Source organism: Streptomyces sp. NPDC029159, assembly GCF_055564055.1.
This window is the reverse complement of the sequence record NZ_JBVHWT010000024.1, coordinates 1-21,687: the sequence shown is the minus strand read 5'-3', so window position 1 is coordinate 21,687 and position 21,687 is coordinate 1. Positions and strand designations below refer to the sequence as shown.

17 protein-coding genes are annotated in these 21,687 nt (G+C 73.4%); 11 read left to right on the top strand and 6 right to left on the bottom strand.

Annotation, left to right across the window (positions count from 1 at the left end; all coding sequences use genetic code 11):
• Window positions 1–215 precede the first annotated feature (215 nt).
• The 3 genes from ACZ4U4_RS30005 (at window position 216) to ACZ4U4_RS29995 (ending at window position 6,744) form a co-directional block, all read left to right on the top strand.
• Window positions 216–764: a MarR family winged helix-turn-helix transcriptional regulator gene (locus tag ACZ4U4_RS30005; RefSeq protein WP_467880812.1), complete on the top strand. Its 549-nt coding sequence runs from the start codon at window positions 216–218 to the stop codon at window positions 762–764.
• Between the two features lie 114 nt (window positions 765–878).
• Window positions 879–2,066 carry a L,D-transpeptidase family protein gene (locus tag ACZ4U4_RS30000; RefSeq protein WP_467880809.1) on the top strand — a complete coding sequence of 396 codons (1,188 nt, stop codon included), beginning with the start codon at window positions 879–881 and terminating at the stop codon, window positions 2,064–2,066.
• Window positions 2,067–2,430: 364 nt separating this feature from the next.
• A complete protein-coding gene (locus tag ACZ4U4_RS29995) occupies window positions 2,431–6,744 on the top strand; it encodes a molybdopterin-dependent oxidoreductase (RefSeq protein ID WP_467880806.1) in 4,314 nt (1,437 codons plus the stop codon).
• A gap of 23 nt (window positions 6,745–6,767) precedes the next feature.
• On the opposite strand, the gene ACZ4U4_RS29990 is transcribed toward ACZ4U4_RS29995, so the two are convergent.
• The 3 genes from ACZ4U4_RS29990 to ACZ4U4_RS29980 form a co-directional block, all read right to left on the bottom strand.
• Window positions 6,768–7,637: a GNAT family N-acetyltransferase gene (locus ACZ4U4_RS29990; protein WP_467880803.1), complete on the bottom strand. Its 870-nt coding sequence runs from the start codon at window positions 7,635–7,637 to the stop codon at window positions 6,768–6,770.
• A 92-nt stretch (window positions 7,638–7,729) separates the two neighbouring features.
• Window positions 7,730–9,181: an amino acid permease gene (locus tag ACZ4U4_RS29985; protein WP_467880853.1), complete on the bottom strand. Its 1,452-nt coding sequence runs from the start codon at window positions 9,179–9,181 to the stop codon at window positions 7,730–7,732.
• Between the two features lie 208 nt (window positions 9,182–9,389).
• Window positions 9,390–10,346 (bottom strand): hypothetical protein, encoded by a 957-nt coding sequence (locus tag ACZ4U4_RS29980; protein ID WP_467880800.1) that lies wholly within the window; start codon window positions 10,344–10,346, stop codon window positions 9,390–9,392.
• A 630-nt stretch (window positions 10,347–10,976) separates the two neighbouring features.
• Here ACZ4U4_RS29980 and ACZ4U4_RS29975 point away from each other — a divergent pair.
• The 6 genes from ACZ4U4_RS29975 (at window position 10,977) to ACZ4U4_RS29950 (ending at window position 15,734) form a co-directional block, all read left to right on the top strand.
• Window positions 10,977–11,156 (top strand): hypothetical protein, encoded by a 180-nt coding sequence (locus ACZ4U4_RS29975; RefSeq protein ID WP_467880798.1) that lies wholly within the window; start codon window positions 10,977–10,979, stop codon window positions 11,154–11,156.
• 88 nt (window positions 11,157–11,244) lie between these two features.
• Window positions 11,245–12,483, top strand: a complete 1,239-nt coding sequence (locus tag ACZ4U4_RS29970) for a hypothetical protein (RefSeq protein ID WP_467880850.1) — start codon at window positions 11,245–11,247, stop codon at window positions 12,481–12,483.
• Window positions 12,484–12,508: 25 nt separating this feature from the next.
• Complete coding sequence (locus ACZ4U4_RS29965) at window positions 12,509–13,030, top strand: glycine-rich domain-containing protein (protein WP_467880795.1); 522 nt, start codon at window positions 12,509–12,511, stop codon at window positions 13,028–13,030.
• A 177-nt stretch (window positions 13,031–13,207) separates the two neighbouring features.
• Window positions 13,208–13,561 carry a hypothetical protein gene (locus tag ACZ4U4_RS29960; protein ID WP_467880793.1) on the top strand — a complete coding sequence of 118 codons (354 nt, stop codon included), beginning with the start codon at window positions 13,208–13,210 and terminating at the stop codon, window positions 13,559–13,561.
• 86 nt (window positions 13,562–13,647) lie between these two features.
• Complete coding sequence (locus tag ACZ4U4_RS29955) at window positions 13,648–14,250, top strand: carbonic anhydrase (protein ID WP_467880790.1); 603 nt, start codon at window positions 13,648–13,650, stop codon at window positions 14,248–14,250.
• 17 nt (window positions 14,251–14,267) lie between these two features.
• Complete coding sequence (locus ACZ4U4_RS29950) at window positions 14,268–15,734, top strand: SulP family inorganic anion transporter (protein WP_467880788.1); 1,467 nt, start codon at window positions 14,268–14,270, stop codon at window positions 15,732–15,734.
• Window positions 15,735–15,799: 65 nt separating this feature from the next.
• Here the strand turns inward: ACZ4U4_RS29950 and ACZ4U4_RS29945 are convergent, their stop codons facing one another.
• Window positions 15,800–17,266: an APC family permease gene (locus ACZ4U4_RS29945; protein WP_467880785.1), complete on the bottom strand. Its 1,467-nt coding sequence runs from the start codon at window positions 17,264–17,266 to the stop codon at window positions 15,800–15,802.
• 182 nt (window positions 17,267–17,448) lie between these two features.
• Here ACZ4U4_RS29945 and ACZ4U4_RS29940 point away from each other — a divergent pair, with 182 nt between their 5' ends.
• Window positions 17,449–18,090 (top strand): CatB-related O-acetyltransferase, encoded by a 642-nt coding sequence (locus ACZ4U4_RS29940; protein ID WP_467880782.1) that lies wholly within the window; start codon window positions 17,449–17,451, stop codon window positions 18,088–18,090.
• A gap of 6 nt (window positions 18,091–18,096) precedes the next feature.
• Here ACZ4U4_RS29940 and ACZ4U4_RS29935 read toward each other — a convergent pair whose 3' ends face one another.
• Entirely contained in the window at window positions 18,097–18,891 is a 795-nt protein-coding gene (locus ACZ4U4_RS29935) for a hypothetical protein (protein WP_467880780.1), read from the bottom strand.
• A 202-nt stretch (window positions 18,892–19,093) separates the two neighbouring features.
• On the opposite strand from ACZ4U4_RS29935, the gene ACZ4U4_RS29930 reads away from it, so the two are divergent.
• Window positions 19,094–19,540 carry a nitroreductase family deazaflavin-dependent oxidoreductase gene (locus ACZ4U4_RS29930; RefSeq protein ID WP_467880777.1) on the top strand — a complete coding sequence of 149 codons (447 nt, stop codon included), beginning with the start codon at window positions 19,094–19,096 and terminating at the stop codon, window positions 19,538–19,540.
• 10 nt (window positions 19,541–19,550) lie between these two features.
• Here ACZ4U4_RS29930 and ACZ4U4_RS29925 read toward each other — a convergent pair whose 3' ends face one another.
• Window positions 19,551–21,509 (bottom strand): ABC transporter permease, encoded by a 1,959-nt coding sequence (locus ACZ4U4_RS29925; protein WP_467880775.1) that lies wholly within the window; start codon window positions 21,507–21,509, stop codon window positions 19,551–19,553.
• Window positions 21,510–21,687 lie beyond the last annotated feature (178 nt).

The window sequence follows — 21,687 nt, the reverse complement described above, 5'->3', positions numbered from 1 at the left end:
ACCCCCCCCCCCCCTTCATCCCTCCCCGAAGGACTCCCCCCTAACCCCTGCGTGTGGGGTGGGGGCCCCCCCCCCCCCCCACCCCCCCCCCCCCCACGGCGGACCCCGCCCGCGCCCGAGGACCGAGGGGCGCGCGCCCCGGGCGCGTACGCCCTCCCCCATCCCCGCACCTCTCGCCCCCACGCCGTCCGCGATCACCGTGATTGAGTGGCCCCATGGCTGACGAGACCCCTGCGGGCACCGCACCCGCGCCCGGGCCCGCGATCCCTCCGGCACTCACCGATGCCCCTGGCTATCAGGTGCGCCGGCTCCACCAGGCGTACCTCGCGCTGTGGGCACGCGAGGTCGATCCGACCCTCACCGGACCGCAGTTCGCGGTGTTGACGGCGGTGCGGGCGGCGCCCGGCCGGGACCAGCGGTCGATGGCGACGGCGGTGGCCCTGGACACCTCGACCATGGCGGACGTCGCCCGCCGTCTGGAGACGCGGGGCCTGCTCGTCCGCCACACCGCGGCGGCCGACGGCCGTCGCAAGCTGCTCTACCTCACCGAGGAGGGCGAACGGGCGCTGCACGCGGCCCGCACCCGCCTCGACCTGCTCGACGACCGGCTGCTCGTCCCGTACGACACCGAGCGGCGCGCCGAGCTGATACGTCTGCTGACGTCGCTGGCCGACCACTGGGAGGGCCTGATCCAGGATCCCACCCGGGAACCGGCCCTCCTGGACACGGGCTCTTCCGCCATCGATACCGAATCGTGTCATTGAGGTGCGATCCGGCGGACAACCACGGAAGCCGACAAACCGTCTCTTGTAACGGCGGAACGTCCGCACGCTGCACTGTGCCCACGTTCCGCACCCGTTTGTCTGCACTCTGTGTTCTTGGAGGAACCCGTGCTCGCCGCACCACGCCGTCATGCCGTCCGCTGGATACCCGTTCTGCTCGCGGCGGCCCTGGTGACCTCGTGCGGTACGGGCGCGACCGCCTCCCATGCGCAGGATCAGCCCGCGGCCAAGGTCACCGTCACCCCGGCCGCCGGCGGGAAGTCCGCACCGCTCGGCAAGCCGATAGCGATACGCACCGAGGGCGGCAAGATCACCTCGGTCGAGGCGAAGGACGACAAGGGCGCCGCGGTGAGCGGGAAGCTGGCGTCCGGCGGCACGTCCTGGACCTCCGACGGCAGGGTCCGGCCCGGCACCACGTACACCCTCACCACGCACACCACGTCGGACGGCGGGCGGAAGGCGACCAAGAAGACCGTCTTCACCACCGCCGAGGCCGACCGCGTCAACAAGCTCACCAACACCCCGGTCAACGGCCAGACCGTGGGCACCGGGATGCCGGTCTCAATCCTCTTCGACAACCCGATCGACAAGAGCCGACGCGCCGGGATCGAGAAGGCCCTCAAGGTCACCACCAGCACCAAGGTCGAAGGCGCCTGGGGCTGGGTCACCGACTGGTCCGGCAAGGACCGCATCGACTGGCGTCCCAAGACGTACTGGCCGGCCGGCACCAAGGTCACCGTCAAGGGCGCGCTGACCGGCGTCCCGTCCGGCAAGGGCGGCTGGTTCGTCCGCGACTACGACTTCGGCTTCACCATCGGCGCCGACCACAAGGCCGTCATCGACGTCCCGTCGCACACCCTGACCATGTACGAGAACGGCAAGGCCGTCGGCACCGTCAAGGGCTCCGCCGGCTCGCCCGAGGCGCCCACCCGCGGCGGTATCCACACCGTCCGCAGCAAGAACGCCGACGAGACGATGGACTCCTCCACCATCGGCTACGGCGACCAGTGGATGCTGGACGCGAAGTGGGTCACCCACCTCACCGCCTCCGGCACGTTCCTGCACTCCGCGCCGTGGAACAACTCCATCGGCGTGGTCAACAACTCCCACGGCTGCTTCGGCATGACCACCTCGGACGCCAAGCGGGTCTACGACTTCCTGCCGGTCGGCTCCACCGTCGAGGTCCGGGGCACCAGCAACACCGAGCGCACCGATGTCGGCAACGGCCTGGAGGTCTGGCAGGAGAGCTGGCCGCAGTGGCAGCAGCGCTCCGCCCTCGGCTGAGCCCCGCCCCTCCCCGCACCCCGGGCCGGGGGGGGGGGGGGGGGGGGGGGGGGGGGGGGGGGGGGGGGGGGGGGGGGGGAGGAGAGGGAACCTCCCCCCCCCCCCCCCCCCCCCCCCCCCCCCCCCCCCCCCCCCCCCCCCCCCCCCCCCCCCCCCCCCCCCCCCCCCCCCCCCCCCCCCCCGGGCCGCTGTGTACGAGGCGTAACGCCACAAGATCGACCCGTGTGACACAGGAGAAACCTGAGCTCTCTAGCGTCGTCGGCGTACCACGTCCGAGGGGTTGCCCACACACTCCCGTCGCCGCCCGAAGGGCCGTACGGCAGGCGGGAGGTGACGACAGCCCCCAGCACGGGAGGAGCCGCACATGACCGCCCCCGAACCGCCACCGCGTCGCCTCCCGCCGGTGCGGACCGTCTGTTCGTACTGCGGGGTGGGGTGCGGCGTCGTCCTCGACGTGGCGGCCGGTCCGGACGGGCGGCGGACCGTCCGCCGGGCCTCCGGCGACAAGGCGCATCCGGCCAACTCCGGGCGGCTGTGCGCCAAAGGTGCCACCGGCGCGGAGCTGATGGCCGCGCCGGGGCGGCTCACCGGGGCGCTGCGCCGCCCGCGCCGCGGTGCGGAGCCCGAGCCGGTCGCCATGGAGGCGGCGGTCGCCGAGACGGCCCGGCGGCTGCGCGCCGTCGCCGACACGCACGGCCCGGACGCGGTGGCCCTCTACGTCTCCGGACAGCTGACGCTGGAGGCGCAGTACCTGGCGAACAAGCTGGCCAAAGGCTTTCTGCGCACCGAATGGATCGAGTCCAACTCGCGGCTGTGCATGGCGAGCGCGGGCAGCGGCTACAAGCTGTCGCTGGGCGCCGACGGGCCGCCCGGTTCGTACGACGACTTCGCGCACGCGGACGTGTTCCTGGTGATCGGCTCCAACATGGCCGACTGCCATCCGGTGCTGTTCCTGCAGATGATGGAGCGGGTGCGGGCCGGGGCGAAGCTGATCGTCGTCGATCCGCGGCGCACCGCCACCGCCGCCAAGGCCGACCTCTTCCTCCAGATCCGGCCCGGCACCGACCTCGCACTGCTCAACGGGCTGCTGCACCTGCTGGCGGCGGGCGGGCACACGGACCCGGACTTCATCGCCGAGCACACCGAGGGCTGGGCGGCGATGGCGGGCGTCCTCGCGGACCATCCGCCGGACACCGTCGCCGCGCTGACCGGTCTGGCGGAGGCGGATCTGCGGCGGGCGGCGGAGTGGATCGGCACCGCCGGGGCGTGGCTGAGCTGCTGGACGATGGGGCTCAACCAGTCGACGCACGGCACCTGGAACACCAATGCGCTGATCAATCTGCATCTGGCGACCGGCGCGATCTGCCGCCCCGGCTGCGGCCCGTTCTCGCTGACCGGGCAGGCCAACGCGATGGGCGGCCGGGAGATGGGCTACATGGGCCCCGGGCTGCCCGGCCAGCGGTCGGCGGAGGTGGCGGAGGACCGGGCATTCACCGAGGAGTTGTGGGGGCTGGCGCCCGGGACGATCCGGCCCGGCAGCGGCGGCCCGGGGACGATCGAGATGTTCCGGCGGATGGCGCGCGGCGAGATCAAGGCGGCGTGGATCCTGTGCACCAACCCGGTCGCCTCGGTCGCCCACCGCCGCACCGTGATCGAGGGCCTGGAGGCCGCGGAGTTCGTCGTCACCCAGGACGTGTTCGCGACGACCGAGACGCAGGCGTACGCGGATGTGCAGCTGCCCGCGGCGATGTGGGCGGAGACCGAGGGGGTGATGGTCAACTCCGAGCGGAACCTCACCCTGATGCAACAGGCCGTCCCCCCGCCCGGCGACGCCTGGCCGGACTGGCGGATCATCGCCGCCGTCGCCCGCGCGATGGGGTACGAGGAGGCGTTCGCGTACGACAGCGCCGAGGAGGTCTTCGCCGAGCTGTCCCGCGCGCAGAATCCGCGGACCGGCTACGACCTGCGCGGCGTCAGCCACCGGCGGCTGCGCCGCGGCCCGGTGCAGTGGCCCAGCGCCGATCCGGACGGCCCGGACCGCAATCCGGTGCGCTACCTCAACGACGGTACGGCGCAGCCGCCCCGGGTGCGGGCGGACGGCAGCCGCCCCCGGCTGTGGTTCCCGACGCCCACCGGGCGGGCCGTCTTCCACGCCCGGCCGTCCCTCCCGGCCGCCGAACTCCCCGACGACAGCTATCCGTTCCTCCTCAACACCGGCCGGCTGCCGCACCAGTGGCACACGCTGACCAAGACCGCGAAGATCGCCCGGCTCGACGCGCTGGACCCGGGGCCGTTCGTGGAGATCCATCCGCGGGACGCGGCGTCCCTGGGGATCGCGGACGGCGACGCGGTGGAGGTCGCCTCCCGGCGCGGCCGCGCGGTGCTGCCCGCGAAGGTCGACGACCGTGTCCGGCCCGGCGACTGCTTCGCACCGTTCCACCGCAACGATCTGTTCGGCGAGTATCTGAGTGTCAACGCGGTGACGCATGACGCGGTCGACCCGGTGTCGTTCCAGCCGGGGACGAAGGCGTGCGCGGTGGCGCTGACGAAGGTGGCGACGGCGGCGGAAGCGGGGCGGGGCGCCGAGCCCGGACGCGGGGCCAGGTCCGTCGCGTCGGTGCCCGCGCCCCGTGCGGAGGCGGCGGTGGGCGCGGCCCGTGGCGGTGCGGCCGGGGGCGCGGGCGTCGCCGGGACGGCCGACGGCGGGCAGCTGGTGGCGTCCGGCCCGGCAGGCGCCATGGCCGCCGTCGCGTCGCCGCTCGCCGCGGCGGCGGCCGAGGTCTTCCACACCGGCGGTATCGCGCCACCGGCCCTGGCCGAACCGGAGCGGCGCTATCTCGCCGGGTTCCTCGCCGGGGTGGGCGCGGGCGCGCCGGGCGCCCCGGTGCTGCCGGAGCGCACCCCGCTCACCCCGGACCACGCCCTGTGGGTCAACGGCTGGCTGGCCGGGGCGTTCTCCCGTATGACGGAGCCGGAGGCCGCGCCCGCCGCCCGGGAGGTGCTGGTGCTGTGGGCCTCGCAGACCGGGAACGCCGAGGAGGCGGCGGCCGAGGCGGCCCGCGGGCTGACCGCGCGCGGGCGCCCGGCGCGGCTGCTGCGGATGGACGACGGCACGCCCGCGGCCCTGCCGTCCGATGCCGTACTGCTCCTGGTCACCAGCACCTTCGGCGACGGCGACGCCCCCGACAACGGCGCCCGCTTCTGGGCCGCGCTCAACGCCCCGGACGCGCCCCGCCTGGCCGGCGCGTCCTACTCCGTCCTGGCCCTCGGCGACTCCTCCTACGACGACTTCTGCGGCCACGGCCGCCGCCTCGACGACCGGCTGACCGCCCTCGGCGCCCACCGCCTGGTCCCGCGCGCCCAGTGCGATGCGGACGACACGGAGCCCGCCCGGGAGTGGCTGGCGGCGGTGTGGGAGGCGTTGGAGGGAGCGGACGGGGCCGCCGGGGAAGAATCTTCCGCCGCCGGATCCGCGCGGACCGCCTCCGCGCCGGGCCCGGAGGTCTCCGAGCCCGCACCCCGGTCCGGGGCCGAACCCGCGGCCCCGCGGGCCGCGACGCGCCACGCCCCGGCCACCGCCCGCCTCACCGTCAACCGTCTGCTGAGCGGCCCCGGTTCCGGCAAGGAGGTCCGGGCCTTCGCGCTCGACACCCGCGAGGCCGAGGTGCCCGTCCACTACGAGGCGGGGGACGCGCTGGGTGTGCTGCCGCGCCAGCGTCCCGAGGTGGTGGCGGAGTGGCTGGCGGTGACCGGCGCCGCCCCGGCGGCCCCGGTCGAGGTCGCCGGCGTCGGCACCGTCCCCCTCGCCACCGCGCTGGCGGACCATCTGGACCCCACCCGGCTCACCACCGACCTGCTCCGGTTGCTCGCCGACCGCACCGGGGACCCGCTCCTGGCGCGTCTGCTGCACCCCGGGGCCGAGAAGGAGCGTGCCACGTGGGCGTGGGGCCGGCAGGCGCTCGATGTGCTCGCCGCGCATCCGGTACGGGCGTCCGCCGCCGAGTGGGCCGCCGTCCTGCCCCGGCTGCGGCCCCGGCTGTACTCGATCGCCTCCAGCCCGCTCCAGGACCCGCGGCTGATCCGGCTGACGGTCTCCGTCGTCCGCTTCGAAGGCCACCGCGGCCGAGCGCGCCACGGGGTCGCCTCGGCACACCTCGCCGATGCCGAAACCGGCGCGCCGGTGCGGGTGTTCGTCCGGCGCTCCCCGCACTTCCGGCCCCCGGCCGACCCGGCGACGCCGCTGGTGATGGTGGGGCCGGGCACCGGCGTCGCCCCGTTCCTGGGCTTCCTCCAGGAGCGGCGGGCCCGCGGGCACACCGGCCCCAACTGGCTGTTCTTCGGTGAACGGCACCGCGCGAGCGGCTTCCACCACCGCGCCGAGCTGGAATCCCTCCGCGACGCGGGGACGCTCACCCGGCTGGACACCGCGTTCTCCCGCGACCAGCCGGAGAAGGTCTACGTCCAGGACCGGATACGCGAGCACGGCGCACTGCTCTGGTCCTGGCTGTGCGACGGCGCGCACTTCTGTGTCTGCGGGGACGCCTCCCGGATGGCCGGGGACGTCGACCGGGCGCTGCGGGACGTCGCCATCGCCCACGGCGGTCTCGACGAGGAGGGCGCAGCCGCGTACGTCACCCGCCTGGCCGCCGAGCGGCGCTACCTCCGCGACGTCTACTGACGCCCCGCGCCGCCCGGCGGTGGCTAGCCCAGCTCCAGGCTGGTCGTCCCGTGGATCCGGTCCTGCCGGACGGACGGGACGGCGCCGGTGTACATCCGGGTGGACCGGGAGACGGGCACCAGCCCGCGGGCGTGCGCCAACTCCTGGGTGGCAGGTGCCGTTTCGGGGACGTCGATGACGATCTCGGCCGCGGGACCGGCGGCCGCGGCGAGCGCGTCGAAGAGGGCTGCGGCGTCCTCGGGGGTGTCGGCGAAGAGCGGGCCGATGCGGTGTCCGCTGCGGGCCGGGCGGATCACTCCGTAGCCGGTGAGGGCGCCGTCGCGGAGCACGACGCGGACGGTGTGGCCGGGCGCGGTCAGCCAGCGGGCGAGGAAACCGTGCCGGTCGGCGGGGAAGCAGGTCCGGTCGTAGGCGAGGACCGCGTCCCGGTGAGCCGCGGTGAACGGTTCGGCGGGCGAGGGCCCGTCGGCCGGGGTGGGGCGCCCGGCGTAGCGGACGGACTCGTAGGCGGCGGTGAACCCGGCGCGCTCGTAGGTGGCCTTCTGCGCGGGAACGGCGTCGAGGCCGATGGTCCGGGTCCCGGCGTGCGGGACGGCGGCGCGCCAGGTGGCCAGGCCCAGGCCCTGTCCGCGGTGGTCGGGGTGGACGAGGTAGTAGCCGAGGAAGGCGTAGTCGTCGGAGTAGGTGACGACGGAGACGGCGGAGACGGTGCGGTCACCGAGACGGCCGGTGAAGAATCCGGCCGGGTCGGTGGGGTGGAAGCACCCGGTGTCGGCGAGCCCGGGGTTCCACTCCTCGTCGGCCGCCCACTCCTCGACGAGCCGCCACTCCTCCGACGAGGCGGCGGTGACGGCGAGTTCGTGTGCGGAGGTGGAGGTGCCGGAGGTGGGCATCGGTGCGTCCCTTCGGTCGGGGCCGGTGTGCGGCGGGGGTACGCGGCGGCCGTACGGCACCTCGCGTACCCCCGGGCGGGTCGGACGGGGTGTCAGATGAGGTCCATGGCGGCGACCTCGTCGGGGCGACCGTAGCTGACCGGCCCCTGGAAGCGGCGGCGGGCGGTGGCGAACCACCAGACCGTGGCGATGACGAGGACCACCGCGAGGGCGATCGGCGCGTAGTTGAACGATGCCGCGGTGATCGGGGACGCCTGCGGGAGCATGAACAGCACATTGCTGATCACGATCCAGGTCACCGCGATGAAGGCGACGGGCTTGCCGAATCGGCCGAGGTTCCACGGGCCGGGCTGGAAGTCGTCGAGACGCAGCCGGAGGAATATCGGCACGCCGTAGGCGAGGAAGAGACCGACGACATTGACGCTGACGACGGCGGTGAACGCGGTGTGCGACCACCATCCCGGCAGCACCAGCACGAGCGGGCAGGCGGCGGCGAGCCATACCGCCTTGACGGGTGTACGGGTGCGCGCGGAGACCGAATGCCACCAGCGGGAGCCGGGCATCGCACCGTCGCGGGAGAAGGCGAAGATCTGCCGGGTATTGCTGGTCATGTTGGCGAGCCCGCAGAAGAGCATCGCGCCGATGACGATCAGCAGGAGCAGCTTGGCGGTGCCCGGTCCGAGTGCGTCGATGAGAATCTGCACGGGCGGTGCGTCGGCGCTCGCGGCGTGGCCGTAATCCTTGATCGCGTACACCAGTGCGAGCATGAGGATGAGGCCGGTGAGCGCGGAGTAGCTGATGGCGCGCATGATCCCGCGCGGGGCGTTGACGGTGGCCTTCACGGTCTCTTCCGACATGTGAAAGCTGCCGTCGAAGCCGGTGAACGTCCAGCTGGTGACCAGCAGTCCGAGCATTCCGCCGTAAATCGCGTGGGTGAAGCCGGTGTTGTTGGCGAAATGGGTGACGAACGACGCCGGTTGGTGACTGTCGGGGATGATCATCAGGGCGGCGACGATCACCACCATTCCGATGAGCAGCCACCACACGGAAATACGATTGAACACCGCGACCAGTCGCACGGTGTAGGTGTTGGCCAGCGCCTGGAGCAGCAGGATCACGGCGGTGATGGCGACGGTCTGCTGCGGCGTGGCGACGTAGGACGGCCACTGCATGGTGAGGAACGCCTGGATGAAGGTGGCGGCGGCGAAGTTGGTGGCCGCGGTGCCGCCGACCTGTCCGACGAAGTTGAGCCAGCCGGTGTACCAGGACCAGGCGCCTCGGTGACGCTTGGCGAGCTTTCCGGCGGAGAAGTAGAGGGCGCCGCTGGTGGGGTAAGCGGAGGCGATTTCGCCCATGGCGGCGCCGACGAACAGCACCATGATCGAGACGCCGATCCAGCCGAACACCAGAACCCGCGGGCCGCCCGCGTTCATTCCGAAACCGAAGGAGGAGAAGATCCCGGAAATAATATTGATGATGGTGAAGGAGATCGCGAAGTTGTCGAACGCGCGGAATCTTCTGGTGAGTTTCCGCGGATATCCCATCGCGTGCAGCGTGGCATCGTCATCAAGCGTTGCGGAATCCACCGAATGAGGTGTATTCACGCGGGGCGGCGCAATGCGTTCGGACACTACCGTATCCTTTCTGACAGAGCTGATAGGGGGACTTCGGTGGGGGCGAACAGTCGCACTTTCGGCGCTATCGGTACACGTCGTATCTCACACAGGTGTCCGCAGGAGAAGGGAAATACGCTCAGGCGGCTCCGGGGACCGGGAGACCGCAGGAACGCCGGGCCTTCGTCAATTGTTCTTCGGGCGGCCCGAAAGCGCTCCACGGCATACGGGCCGCATAGGGCCCCATCGCCGTGAAGACTTCGCGCGCCTCGAATTCACGCTTCGCCATGAACAGCGCATGCGCGAGATAGGAGAGGTCGACCACCGGCACGAAGCGGTAGTCGGCCACATGGGGGAACCAGTGGCGGTGGATGCTCAGCGCGGTGCTGGTCCACTGCGGCTGCTCCCAGGTGCGGTCGGCCAGCAGCGCCGTCGGGTTGTACTCGTCGACCAACGCGACCAGCGGCAGCAGCCGCAGCGGCGAGGAGGCCGCGGCGCGCTGTCCGAGGAAGGCGGCGACGTCCCAGCTGGCGCTCGCCGAACCGCCGTTGCGGCTGAAGAAGAAGGCGAGGAAGCGGTGGTGGGCCTCGCGGTGCCAGGGGGCGATGCGCAGGATGTGGGCGAAGAGGTACCACGGCCCGGTGGGCGCGGTGAGCAGGCCCTGCGGCGCCGGGTCGCGGGGGCGCTGGAAGCGCGACAGCGCCAGCTGGCAGACCCACGGCGTGGGGTCGTCGGGCAGCAGTTGGGTGGCGCGCTCCGCCGCCGTCCGCGCGATACGCACGAGAGCTTCGTGCCGCCGGTCGTCGGTATCCGCCATCCGCAATGCCCGAAGCATCGCGACCCGTGCCCACATGAGTGCGGCTTCCGGTCCCGGCTCTTCCGCTATCCAGCGTTCCGACAGATCCGAGTCGGCGGCTTCCGATGCCAGCACCAGCGACCTGTGTGCCCGTACCTCGAAATCCCCCCGAGCCTCTTTGAGTACCTCATGTGCGCTGAAGTACCGGCCGGCTCTGACATCCATACACGCCTGCGCCAACTGCCGGTCATCGGCTGCCGGACTCCACACGTACTGCCCTTCGAATGAGCCAGCCGCCATGAGCCCCTCCTGGTCCTGAAGGCGTCATCGTCCCCCCGCTCACATTCCCTACGCGCCGAATTAAGCCGGATCGTTTCCCCCGATCCGGCCGTGGCGGGGCACACCCTACTCACCTCCAAGTGAGAGCGAAAATAGTCGCCGGGTATATCGACTTCCGTACCTTTTGCCCCACCCATTCGAGGGGTTATCCCGTCACCCTTCGAACCGTCGGACCACCCTTCTTCACCATTCAAGGAAGAAGCACATCCATCGATTGGCATATGCACTTCTTTTCATACTCTTCACATCTGATGAGGTGTCACACCAGGTCGTCACCCTAGTGCAGCGGCGGACGGCCCCACGCGCGGGCCCCGACCGCCAGGGCCGCAGGCCAGGGGGTCCCAACGCCCTGCGACCGCCGCCCTGTTGATCTACCCGCACCCACTCCACCCGCGAGGCAGGGTCCGACACCACCTCCCCTGTCACACCAAGTGGCGGAATTGCGCCAAAGATGGCGCGCGGAGCGGCATTCACCCGCCCGTCAGATTGCCGTTCATTGACACTCGCTTGGTGATCCTTTTACTTTCGAGTGGTGCGACGGCGTCCCGCGCCGTACACCCCCACCCCACCCACGAACGCCCGGAGGCCGACATGGAGCAGCTCATCAAGAAGATGGCGCAGGACGACATCTGGCAGGGCTGGCTGGCCGCCAACTCCGCGGGCGCCGCGGTCAAGAGCGGCTGCGTCAGCGCCACGCCGAAGACCGGCTGCATCAGCGCCGCCCCCAAGGCCGGCTGTGTCAGCGCGACCAAGGCCGGCTGCATCTCCTGACCCCCACCGCCCCGGGAGGCGACGGCCCGCGCCCGTCGCCTCCCGTCGGGTGCCCGTTTCCGAGCACGAGTGAAGGTACGCAATGGAGTTGGACGGCCAGCCGACGGCCGAGGTCCGCGCGCAGATCAAGGACATCCCGATCTACCGCGACTCGCTGGAGCGGGGGCACTTCCCGCTGCTCGACAAGCCGGAGATCGCCCGCGGCTTCCCCGACAACTGGATGACGCCCGCGCTGGCCACCGCCCTGGAGAACGGCGACGCCGAGTTCGTCCTGTCCACCGGCACGAACCACGCCCGGATGCAGATCATCCGGCCGCCCTACTTCCTGCTCCGCTCCTACTACCAGCTGTGGAGCGAACACCCGGACATCGCGCACACCTGGCAGGAGGGCTGCCGCCGGGTGTCGCTGACCACCGTCCTGGCCACCGAGCACGTCGCGCGGGTCAACGCGGCCAAGCGCGGCACCGCCCCCGCTCCTTCCCCCGGCCCCGACGACCGGCGGCTCGACTCGCGTACCTCGTACGTCAATCTCCGGCTCGACCCGGCGCTCTGGGAGCGCGACGAGGTCCTGCGGATGCTCGGGGAGATCGACGCGGCCCGGCAGGCGCATCCGCGCGGCTGGTACCACCTGGACTGCTCGGGCTACCACCTGGCGCATCTGCTGCTGAAGATCGGCAGATGGGGCCTGTGGGACGCGTTCCCGCCGCCGGCCAGCATCATCCATGCGTACGAGTACACGCCGGTGAACGTCCGCCGTTTCCTGGCGCAGCACTTCGCCTGCCCGGTCATCGACCTCTTCGGCAGCACCGAACTGGGCTACCTCTACTCCGGCGACCGCCGTGGCCGCTACCGCCCGCACCTGGACAAGATGAGCGTCGAACTGCTGCCCGTCGCCCCGGGCAGCGAGATCTTCCAGCTCATCGTCACCAGCATCCGCAACCCGTACATGCCGCTGGTGCGTTACCGCTCCGGCGACTGCGTCCGTACCGAGGGCGGGGTCCCGGATCCGGAGCGGATCGTGCGGTTCTGCGGGCGGGAGAAGGAGCTGCTGGCCACCGCGCACGGACCGGTGGCGCAGGGCGATCTCGACGACCGGATCGGCGCCGCCAGCCCGCGGATCTTCCTCCACCAGCTGCGGACCGGCGGCGACGGCCCGGCCCGGCTCGCGTACACCACGTTCGACGGGGCGCCGCTGACCGACGCGGAGCGCACCGCGCTGGCGGACGGCGTCCGCGAACTGACCGGCCGCGACTGCCGCCCCGACCACCACGACCACCTGCCGATCGGCGCCTCCGGCAAGTACGCCTGGCTCGCCACCGGCGCCTGAGCACCGACCACCCCACGGGAGAACCATGACCGCCACCGCTCCCCCGCCCACCGTCCTGACCGCCGACGACCTCACCGCGCTGCTCGGCGCGGAGCTGCACACCGAGGTGGTCGCCCACTTCACACAATCCACCGGCGCGCCGAGGGAGTTCGTCGAGCGTCAGGTGACCGAGTGCCTGCGCTACCTCTACCTCGTCTCGCGCCACCACGACCGGCTCGGCGGTCTCTTCCTCCCCGTGGAGCAGGAGATCGACGAGATCTGGCATTACCTGATCCTCCAGACCCGCGAGTACCGCGCCCTGTGCGAGGAGCGGCTGCCCGGCCGGTTCTTCATCGAGCACCGCTCGATCGCGTACGAGGACTACCAGCAGGAGCCCGGTCGCGAGCAGGTGCTGGAGGAGGCGTTGCGCTGGATCCCGCTGTACTGCGCGGCGTTCGGCGCGTTCGACGAGGGTGCGCTGCCGCACTGGACGATCGTGCGCTTCCTGCACCGGCGGCTGGGGATGTCGCTCGCCGAGATCTCCGCCCTGGAACCGGCCGCCGCCTGACCGGCCGGGGCCCGGGCGCCCGGCCGCGCCGCCCCGGCGGCGCGCACCCTTCCGCCCGCAGATCCGTTGATCCGTACACCCGACCACGCTCGGCCGCACCGGGCCGACCGAGACCGAGAGGCGATGATGCGCCGGGGCAAGAACACGCCGGGCCGACACCGGCCGGCCGTACGACCGATGACCACGCTCGCCGTGCTCCTCCTCTTCCTGCTGGGCGCCGCCGCGCCGACCGCCACCGCCGCGGTCACGGCGCCGGCGAGCGGCACCACCACGGCGGCGGCGCCCGCCCTGGGCTCCCCGAGCTACACCAACGGCGAACTCGCCGAACGCGAGACGGAACGCGGCCACGGAGTGCGACGCGGCCCCCGTCACGCCGTTCCGCTGCCGCCCCCGAACGCCCCGGCGGCGCCGGACCGTGCCCCGGCCGCCCGGGTACCCGCGACGAACGGGCCCGGTGTGCCGCCGCGGACCGACGACGGCAGAGCGCAGCCGTCCGGACTCTCCGTCCTGCACTGCGTCTTCCGCTGCTGAGCACCACGGACCGACCGCATCCCGCGTTTCCGCCGCCTTCGGGCGGTGTTCCACGGCCCACCCTCATCAGCAGGAGCCCTGTCCTCATGGACACCTTCATCCAGCACGCCCGGGGCCACAGTGCCCGTATCGCCGATCTCCAGGAGGAGCGGGAGACCTACGGCCGGCTCGCCGCCGGTCAGTCGCCGCTCGCCCTCTTCATCACCTGCTCCGACTCCCGGGTCATCCCGTCGCTGATCACCGGCGCGCGCCCCGGGGAACTCTTCGAACTGCGCACGGCGGGCAACGCCGTGCCCCGCTACGTCCCCGGCCGGGCGGCGAGTTCCGAGGCCGCCACGATCGAGTACGCCATGCGGGTCCTGGAGGTCGCCGACATCGTCGTCTGCGGCCACTCGCACTGCGGCGCGGTCGGCGCGCGGTGCCGCGGGGAGGACCTGACCGCGGCACCGGACGTCCGCGACTGGCTCAGCCAGGAACTCTCCGACTCGCTGCCCCACGACGCGGAACCGGCCGCGGCCAACGCCGTCCGCCGCCACGTCTGCGAACAGGTCGAACGGCTCCGTGCCTACCCCAGCGTGCGCGAACGGCTGGCGACCGGCTCCGTCGGGCTGCACGGCTGGTTCTACGAGGTCCACACCGGCCGGGTCACCGTGCACGACCCGGCGACCGACGCGTTCCTCCCGCTGTGAAGGCGGCTCCTCCCACCATGAATCGACTGATAGTGAACCGACTCCCGTCCCTCCGGGCGGACTTCGCCGCATCCCTCGTCGTCTTCCTCGTCGCCGTACCGCTCTGTGTGGGCGTCGCGGTGGCCTCCGGCGTCCCCGCCGAACTGGGCCTGGTCACCGGCATCGTCGGCGGTCTGCTGACGGGCCTGCTGCCCGGCAGCAGCCTCCAGGTCTCCGGCCCGGCGGCCGGCTTGACCGTCCTCGTGTACGAAGCGGTGCAGGCGTACGGGCTGGGGGCGCTGGGCGCCCTCGTGCTGGCGGCGGGCGCCCTGCAACTGCTCATGGGCGCACTGCGGCTGGGGCGGTGGTTCCGGGCGATCTCGGTCGCGGTCGTCCAGGGGATGCTGGCCGGCATCGGGCTGGTGCTGATCGCCGGGCAGCTCTACACCCTCACCGACGCCGAGGCGCCCGGTGACGGGCTCGCCAACCTCGCGGGGCTGCCCCGGCTGGTCTGGGAGACGGCCCGGGACGGCGGCGCCGCCACCGCCTTCGCGGTCGGTGCGGGCACCGTGGCGGTGCTGGTGCTGTGGCCGCGCTGGAAGCGGGCGGCGCGGCTGCTCCCGGCGCCGCTGGCCGCCGTGCTGCTCGCCACCGCCACGGTGTTCGTGCTGGATCTGCCGGTGGCGCGGGTGGAGGTCAGCGGGCTGCTGGCGGCGGTGCAGCCGCCCGCTCTCGCCGACATCGGGCGGCTGACCGAGCCGCTGGTGCTGGGCACGGTCCTGTCGTTCGCCCTGATCGCCTCGGCGGAGTCGCTGTTCAGCGCGGCGGCGGTGGACCGGCTGCACGACGGGCCGAAGACCGACTACGACAAGGAGCTGATGGCGCAGGGCGCGGGCAACGCGGTGTGCGGCGTCCTCGGTGCGCTGCCGATGACCGCGGTGATCGTGCGCAGCGCCGCCAATGTGCAGGCGGGCGCGCGGACGAAGGCGTCGCGGGTGCTGCACGGGGTGTGGATCCTGCTGTTCGCGGCGGCGTTCCCGGCGGCGCTGGGCGTCGTACCGGTCGCGGCGCTGGCGGGGGTGCTGGTGCACGCCGGGTGGAAGCTGCTGCCGCTGCGGGAGTTGCGGCCGCTGTGGCGCGAACACCGCGGTGAGGCGCTGGTGTTGCTGGTGACGGCGGTGGCGATCGTCACGGTCAACATGTTCGAGGGCGTGCTGATCGGTCTGCTGCTGGCCGTCGCCAAGACCGCCTGGGACACCTCGCAGGTGCAGCTGGAGATCACCGTGCCGGACGGGGATGCGCCGATCCGGGTGCGGGCCGTGGGCAATGCGACGTTCCTGCGGCTGCCGAAGCTGCTGGACCAGCTCGCCGAGCTGCCCCCGGGCCGCGAGGTGGAGCTGGACCTGAGCGGCCTGCGCCATCTCGACCACGCCTGTGCCACCGCGCTGCACAGCTGGTCGGAGCAGCGCCGCCGGGTCCGTCCGGAGCCGGTCCTGGCGTCCTGACGGCGCGGTCACCGCCGGTGCCCCGGGCCCTCTCCGCGGAGGGTCCGGGGCACCGGTGCGTGCGGTCAGTCGCGGTCGCCGTCGACGGTGGTGAGCCGGGCGTACGCGGCCCGGTCGCGGCGGCGGATACGCAGCGCCAGGGCGATCCCGGCGGCGCCGACGACGGGCAGCGGGGCGAGCAGGGCGGCGTTGACGCCGGAGGAGGCGCCGGTGAGCAGGGTGAAGTTGCGGCAGACGAGGACGGTGAGGGTGATCAGCCCGGCGCACGCCACCAGCGGTGCGGCCACCACCCGCCACCGGGGCAGCCCGCGCCGGTCGGCCCGGAAGAAGCCGAACACCGCGGCCGCGGCGAGCGCCTGGAGCACCATCACGCCGACGATGCCGGTGCCGCTGGTCCACAGGAACGTCACCGTGTACGGATCGGCCCCCGCCACGGCGGTGACGGCCACGGTCACCAGCGCGCAGGCGGACTGGGCGAGGACGGCGACGGCGGGCGCGCGGGTGCGGGCGGAGACGGTGCCGAGGCGGCGCGGCAGCAGCCCCTCGCGGCCGAGGGCGTAGCCGTAGCGGGTGGCGGCGTTGTGGAAGGCGAGGGTGGCGGCGAAGGCGCTGGTGACCAGGAGGAAGCGCATGGTGTCGGCGGCCCAGGCGCCGACGAAGCGGGTGGCGGCGGTGAAGAACAGTTCGGTGCCGCCGGGGCCGCGTGCGAGGTCCTGGACCTGGCCGGCCCCGTAAGCGCTGATGATCAGCCAGGTGGTGAGGGTGTAGAAGAGCGCGAGGAAGGCGACGGCGAGGCAGGTGGCGCGGGGTACGGCGCGCGCCGCGTCGCGGGTCTCCTCGGCGTAGAGGGCGGTCGCCTCGAAGCCGACGAACGCGCCGATCGCGAGGACGAACATGCCGCCGACGCCGGGGGCGGCGAGGTGGGCGGGGGCGAGGACGGTGAGGTCCGGTCCGGCCGGTCCGCCGCCGTGCGCGAGGATTCCGGTCTCCAGGACGAGGAGGACCAGCACCTCCAGGACGAGGGCGACGCCGAGCACCTTCGCGCTGAGGGTGACCCGGAGGTAGCCGAGGACGCCGATGGCGACGAGCCCGCCGAGCGCCCAGAGCCACCAGGCGACGCGGACCCCGGTGAGGTCCGCGAACGCCCCCGCCGTGAAGTGCCCGAAGGCGGCGAGCAGCCCGACCTCCAGCGCGTTGTAGGCGAGCAGCGCGACATAGGCGGCGCCGGCGCCGGCCGGGCGGCCCAGTCCGCGGCCGATGTAGGCGGAGAAGGCGCCGGCGTTGCGGACGTGGCGGCTCATCGCGGTGAATCCGGCGGCGAAGACGATGAGGAGCAGTCCGGCGACGAGGTAGCCGAGCGGCACGGCCGGACCGGCCATGCCGATGGCGACGGGGGCGGCGCCCGCCATGACGGTGAGCGGCGCGGCCGCGGCGACGACGAAGAAGACGAGGTCGCCCGTGCCGATGGCGCCGCGTTCGAGGGTGGGGGCGGCGGCCGCCGGGTCGGGGGCGGCGGTGTGCTGCGCGAGCATGTGCGGTCCTCATCGGGCGTCGTAGGACGGCGTGCGGGGTGACCGTACGGGTGCGGCGGCGCCGCGTGGAAGAGCGTAGGGCACGGCAACGGCCGTACGCCCGCGGGAAATCGGGTGTGCTGGGCGGCCCGGTGCGTGATCATGGACCGCCGTCCGCCGTCCGCTGCCGAGGAGCCGCCGCCATGCCCGTACCGCCCGATCCGACGACCCGCCACCCGATGCCCGGGCAGCCGCGGGTGGTGCTGCTGAAGCCGCTGGTCACGTCCCCGCTGATCGAGGTCGGGGAGTTCACGTACTACGACGACCCCGAGGACGCGACGGCGTTCGAGACGCGCAATGTGCTGTACCACTACGGGCCGGAGAGGCTGGTCATCGGCAAGTTCTGCGCGCTCGGCACCGGTGTGCGGTTCCTGATGAACGGCGCCAACCACCGGATGGACGGCCCCTCGACGTTCCCGTTCCCGACGATGGGCGGCGCCTGGGCCGACCACTTCGACCTGCTCACCGGGCTGCCCGACCGGGGTGACACCGTCGTCGGCCACGACGTCTGGTTCGGCCACGGTGCGACGGTGCTGCCCGGCGTACGGATCGGCCACGGCGCGATCATCGGCGCCGGTTCGGTCGTCACCTCCGACGTCCCCGACTACGGCATCGTCGGCGGCAACCCGGCGCGCCTCATCCGCACCCGCTACGACGACGCGGACGTCACCCGCCTGCTGGCCGTCGCCTGGTGGGACTGGCCCGTCGAGCACCTCACCGCACATGTCCGCACGTTGATGGCGGGGACCGTCGAGGAGTTGGAGGCGGTGGCGCCGCGGGGGTGAGGCCCCCTATCCCGTCTCCCACACCACCGCGTCGAAGGTGGCGCCGCCGTCGCCGACGTCGTACCAGAACTTGGTGACCTTCAGGCGGCCGATGCGGTGGTCGCTGGTCTGGAAGCAGATGACCTTGCCGGTTGCGAGGGGGAGATCTTCGGTGCCCCCGCCACCCACGGCGTCGGCGCACTGCTGTGCCGTGGGGAGCCCATCGCCGGTCCAATCGGCGACGACCGCGTGATGGGCGGTCTTCAGGCGGCCGTCCATGTCGTGCCAGAACCAGAGGTCCGCGCCGGGGTCGCTGTTTTCGACCACCGCCGGCGGCTTCGTGTCCATCTCCTTGCTCACGTCGGAGTTGTCCAGCCGCAGCGCCCCCTTCCACCGGACGGCGCCCGGCGCGGGCGAGGTGGGGTCCTCGCTCGGCGGCGGCGTGGTCGCGGCGGTGCTGGTGGGAGTGGTGGTGGTCGGGCCCGGGGTGGGGCCGTCGTCGGTGCCGTGCGCGCCGCCGGACGCGGCGAGGTTGCTGACGACCACGGTGAGGACCACCGCGCCGACGACCGCACCGGCCACGGCCAGGACCGTGGTGCGCGGCCCGCGGCCGCCGCCCGGCGGGGCGGACGGCGGCGCCGGTGGCGAGGTGGGCCGGGGCGGCGCACCGTAGTAGTTGTGGTGGTTGTTGATGACCGTCTGGTCCCGGCCCGCCTGGTGGGTGACCCCGTGATCGCGGGCCGAGGCGCCCTGGTGGACGCCGGGGCCGCCGGGCTCCCCCGCTCCGGCCGACCGCCCGTTCCCCGCCTGCTCGTTGACCACTGCCGCTCCATCCCCCGTACCCCGTCGGCTCCGTCGCTCCGAGGCTACCGCCCGGCGCCGGGTCCGCGGTGTCCGGTTCTTGATCCGACGGCGCGACACGGCAGCCCGGTTGGGGAGTGAATCGCGGGGCTCCGGTGTTGAGTGGGACGGGCCGCCGTGCGGCGGCGCAAGTTGGCTGTGACGACGAGGACGAGGAGCCCCGATGCCTCTTGAGGGCGAGTACGAGCCGAGCACGACACCCTGGGTGCGCGAGCAGGTGGAGTTGATCGAGAGTTCCGGTGGGCAGCAGGGCACGACGCTGCGCGGGATGCCGGTGGTGGTGCTGACCACCCGGGGCGCGAAGAGCGGCAAGCTGCGCAAGTCGCCGGTGATGCGGGTGGAGCACAACGGCCGGTACGCGGCGGTGGCGTCGCTCGGCGGGGCGCCCAAGCACCCGGTCTGGTACCACAATCTGGTGGCCGACCCCCGGCTGGAGCTGCAGGACGGTCCGGTGCGGCAGGACATGACGGCGCGTGAGGTGCACGGCGCCGAGAAGGCCGAGTGGTGGGCGCGGGCCGTGGACGCGTTCCCGGACTACGCCGACTACCAGAAGAAGACCGACCGGACGATCCCGGTCTTCGTCCTGGAGCCGGCCGAGCGCCCGCACTGACCGGGTGGCGTCACAGGACGACGAGGGAGACCTCCGTCGCCTTGACGCTCGTCCACACGGCGACGCCGTCGGCCAGCTCCAGGTCGGCGGCGGCCTGCGGGGTGACCTCCGCGACGAGGTCGGGGGTGCGGGGCGAGGCGATCTGGATGCGCAGCCGGGAGCCGGCGGCGGTGATCTCGCGTACGGTGCCGGGCCAGACGTTGCGGGGGCTGCCCCCGGGCCGTTCGCGGTGGACGGAGACCGCCTCGGGCGCCAGGATCGCGAGCGCCGCGGCGCCTTCGGGCAGCGGATCGGCGGCGATGACATGACCACCGCCGTCGAGGGCGAGGCCGTCGGCGGTGGCGGTGCCCGGCCAGGCGTTGCGGCCCAGCATCCGGGCGACCCACGGGGAGCGCGGGCTGCGGGTGACCTCGGCGGGCGGCGCGTCCTGGAGGGCCCGTCCGGCGTCCAGGACCAGCACCCGGTCGGCGAGTGACACCGCCTCCACCGGGTCGTGGGTGACGATCAGACAGACGCCGCCGAAGCCCGCGAGATGGCGGCGCAGGGTGTGGCGGACGTGGGCGCGGGTGGTCTGGTCGAGGGCGGCGAGCGGTTCGTCGAGGAGCAGCAGCCGGGGGCGGGCCGCCAGCGCCCGGGCCAGGGCGACGCGTTGGGCCTGGCCGCCGGAGAGCTGGCCGGGGCGGCGGTGGGCGAGCGCGCCGACGCCGAGCCGGTCCAGCCATTCCTGGGCCGCGCGGCGGGCCGCCCCGCGCGGCACGCCGCGGGCGCGCAGTCCGTACGCGGTGTTGCTCAGGGCGCTCAGGTGCGGGAAGAGCGCGCCGTCCTGGGGGACCCAGGCGACGCCGCGGCGGTGCGGGGGCAGCGCGGTGGCGTCGAGGTCGCCGAGGCGCAGGTCGGCGCGGGCGCGCGGGGTGAGGCCGAGCAGGGCCCGCAGCAGGGTGGTCTTGCCCGCGCCGTTGGGGCCGACGACGGCGAGGGTGGTGCCGGGGGCGGCGTCGAGGGTGAGGGTGGTGAAGCCGGTGACGTCGGCGTGGAGGGCGTGGCGGTCCTCGGGCGCCGGGACGGAGTCCTCGTGGTCGGGGCTCGGGACCGTACCGCCGTCGGCGGTGGCGCCCGGCCGGTCGTCGGGGGCGGCGCGGCGGGGTGTGCGGCGGGCGGGGGCCGTGGCCCAGCGGCCGCGCAGGGCCACCAGGACGGCCATGGCGATGGCGAGGAGCAGCAGGGAGACCGAGGTGGCGGCCTCCGGGGAGTCCTGGAGCAGCAGATAGACCTGGAGCGGGAGTGTCTGGGTGGTGCCGGGCAGGTTGCCGGCGAAGGTGATGGTGGCGCCGAATTCGCCGAGCGCCCGGGCCCAGGTCAGGGCGGCGCCCGCGGCGAGGCCCGGCGCGATCATCGGGAGGGTGACGGTGCGGAAGACGCGTACCGGTGAGGCGCCGAGGGAGGCGGCGGTCTCCTCGTAGGCGGGGCGGAGTCCGGCGAGGGCGCCTTCGAGGCTGATGACCAGGAACGGCATGGCGACGAAGGTGGCGGCGACGACGGCGCCGGAGGTGTGGAACGGCAGGGTGAGCCCGAAGGTGCTCTCCAGCCAGGGGCCGAGGACGCCGCGGCGGCCGAAGCCGAGGAGCAGGGCGACGCCGCCGACGGTCGGCGGCAGCACCATCGGCAGCAGCACCAGCGACCGCACCAGCGCCTTCCCGGGGAAGGTGACGCGCGCCAGCAGCCAGGCGAGCGGCACCCCGAGCAGCAGGGAGAGGCCCAGCGCCCAGAAGGAGACGAGCAGCGAGAGCCGCAGTGCCTGGCTGACGCCGGGGCTGGTGAGGTGGGTGCCCAGTTCGCCCCAGGAGGTGCGGGCGAGGATGCCGACGAGGGGCATCGCCAGGAACGCCACGGCCAGCAGCGCGGGCACCGCGAGGGCCACGGGCGTACGGGTTCCGGGCCGCCGGGACCGCGGGGGGCGGCGGGGGGTCATCGCGGCTCCTGTGCTGGGGGGTGGGTTCGGTGGCGGGGTGCGTGCCCGGTCGGCCCCGCCCGTCACCGTGCCACGGAACCGCCGCGGGGGGGGGGGGGGGGGGGGGGGGGGGGGGGGGGGGGGGGGGGGGGGGGGGGGGGGGGGGGGGGGGGGGGGGGGGGGGGGGGGGGGGGGGGGG

What these genes read in the sequence shown, in the direction of transcription:
- ACZ4U4_RS30005 (WP_467880812.1), top strand. Translation starts at nt 216, where the DNA reads ATGGCTGACGAGACCCCTGCGGGCACCGCACCCGCGCCCGGGCCCGCG.
- ACZ4U4_RS29995 (WP_467880806.1), top strand. Translation starts at nt 2,431, where the DNA reads ATGACCGCCCCCGAACCGCCACCGCGTCGCCTCCCGCCGGTGCGGACC.
- ACZ4U4_RS29990 (WP_467880803.1), bottom strand. Translation starts at nt 7,637, where the DNA reads ATGCCCACCTCCGGCACCTCCACCTCCGCACACGAACTCGCCGTCACC.
- ACZ4U4_RS29985 (WP_467880853.1), bottom strand. Translation starts at nt 9,181, where the DNA reads ATGGGATATCCGCGGAAACTCACCAGAAGATTCCGCGCGTTCGACAAC.
- ACZ4U4_RS29980 (WP_467880800.1), bottom strand. Translation starts at nt 10,346, where the DNA reads ATGGCGGCTGGCTCATTCGAAGGGCAGTACGTGTGGAGTCCGGCAGCC.
- ACZ4U4_RS29975 (WP_467880798.1), top strand. Translation starts at nt 10,977, where the DNA reads ATGGAGCAGCTCATCAAGAAGATGGCGCAGGACGACATCTGGCAGGGC.
- ACZ4U4_RS29965 (WP_467880795.1), top strand. Translation starts at nt 12,509, where the DNA reads ATGACCGCCACCGCTCCCCCGCCCACCGTCCTGACCGCCGACGACCTC.
- ACZ4U4_RS29960 (WP_467880793.1), top strand. Translation starts at nt 13,208, where the DNA reads ATGACCACGCTCGCCGTGCTCCTCCTCTTCCTGCTGGGCGCCGCCGCG.
- ACZ4U4_RS29955 (WP_467880790.1), top strand. Translation starts at nt 13,648, where the DNA reads ATGGACACCTTCATCCAGCACGCCCGGGGCCACAGTGCCCGTATCGCC.
- ACZ4U4_RS29950 (WP_467880788.1), top strand. Translation starts at nt 14,268, where the DNA reads ATGAATCGACTGATAGTGAACCGACTCCCGTCCCTCCGGGCGGACTTC.
- ACZ4U4_RS29945 (WP_467880785.1), bottom strand. Translation starts at nt 17,266, where the DNA reads ATGCTCGCGCAGCACACCGCCGCCCCCGACCCGGCGGCCGCCGCCCCC.
- ACZ4U4_RS29940 (WP_467880782.1), top strand. Translation starts at nt 17,449, where the DNA reads ATGCCCGTACCGCCCGATCCGACGACCCGCCACCCGATGCCCGGGCAG.
- ACZ4U4_RS29930 (WP_467880777.1), top strand. Translation starts at nt 19,094, where the DNA reads ATGCCTCTTGAGGGCGAGTACGAGCCGAGCACGACACCCTGGGTGCGC.
- ACZ4U4_RS29925 (WP_467880775.1), bottom strand. Translation starts at nt 21,509, where the DNA reads ATGACCCCCCGCCGCCCCCCGCGGTCCCGGCGGCCCGGAACCCGTACG.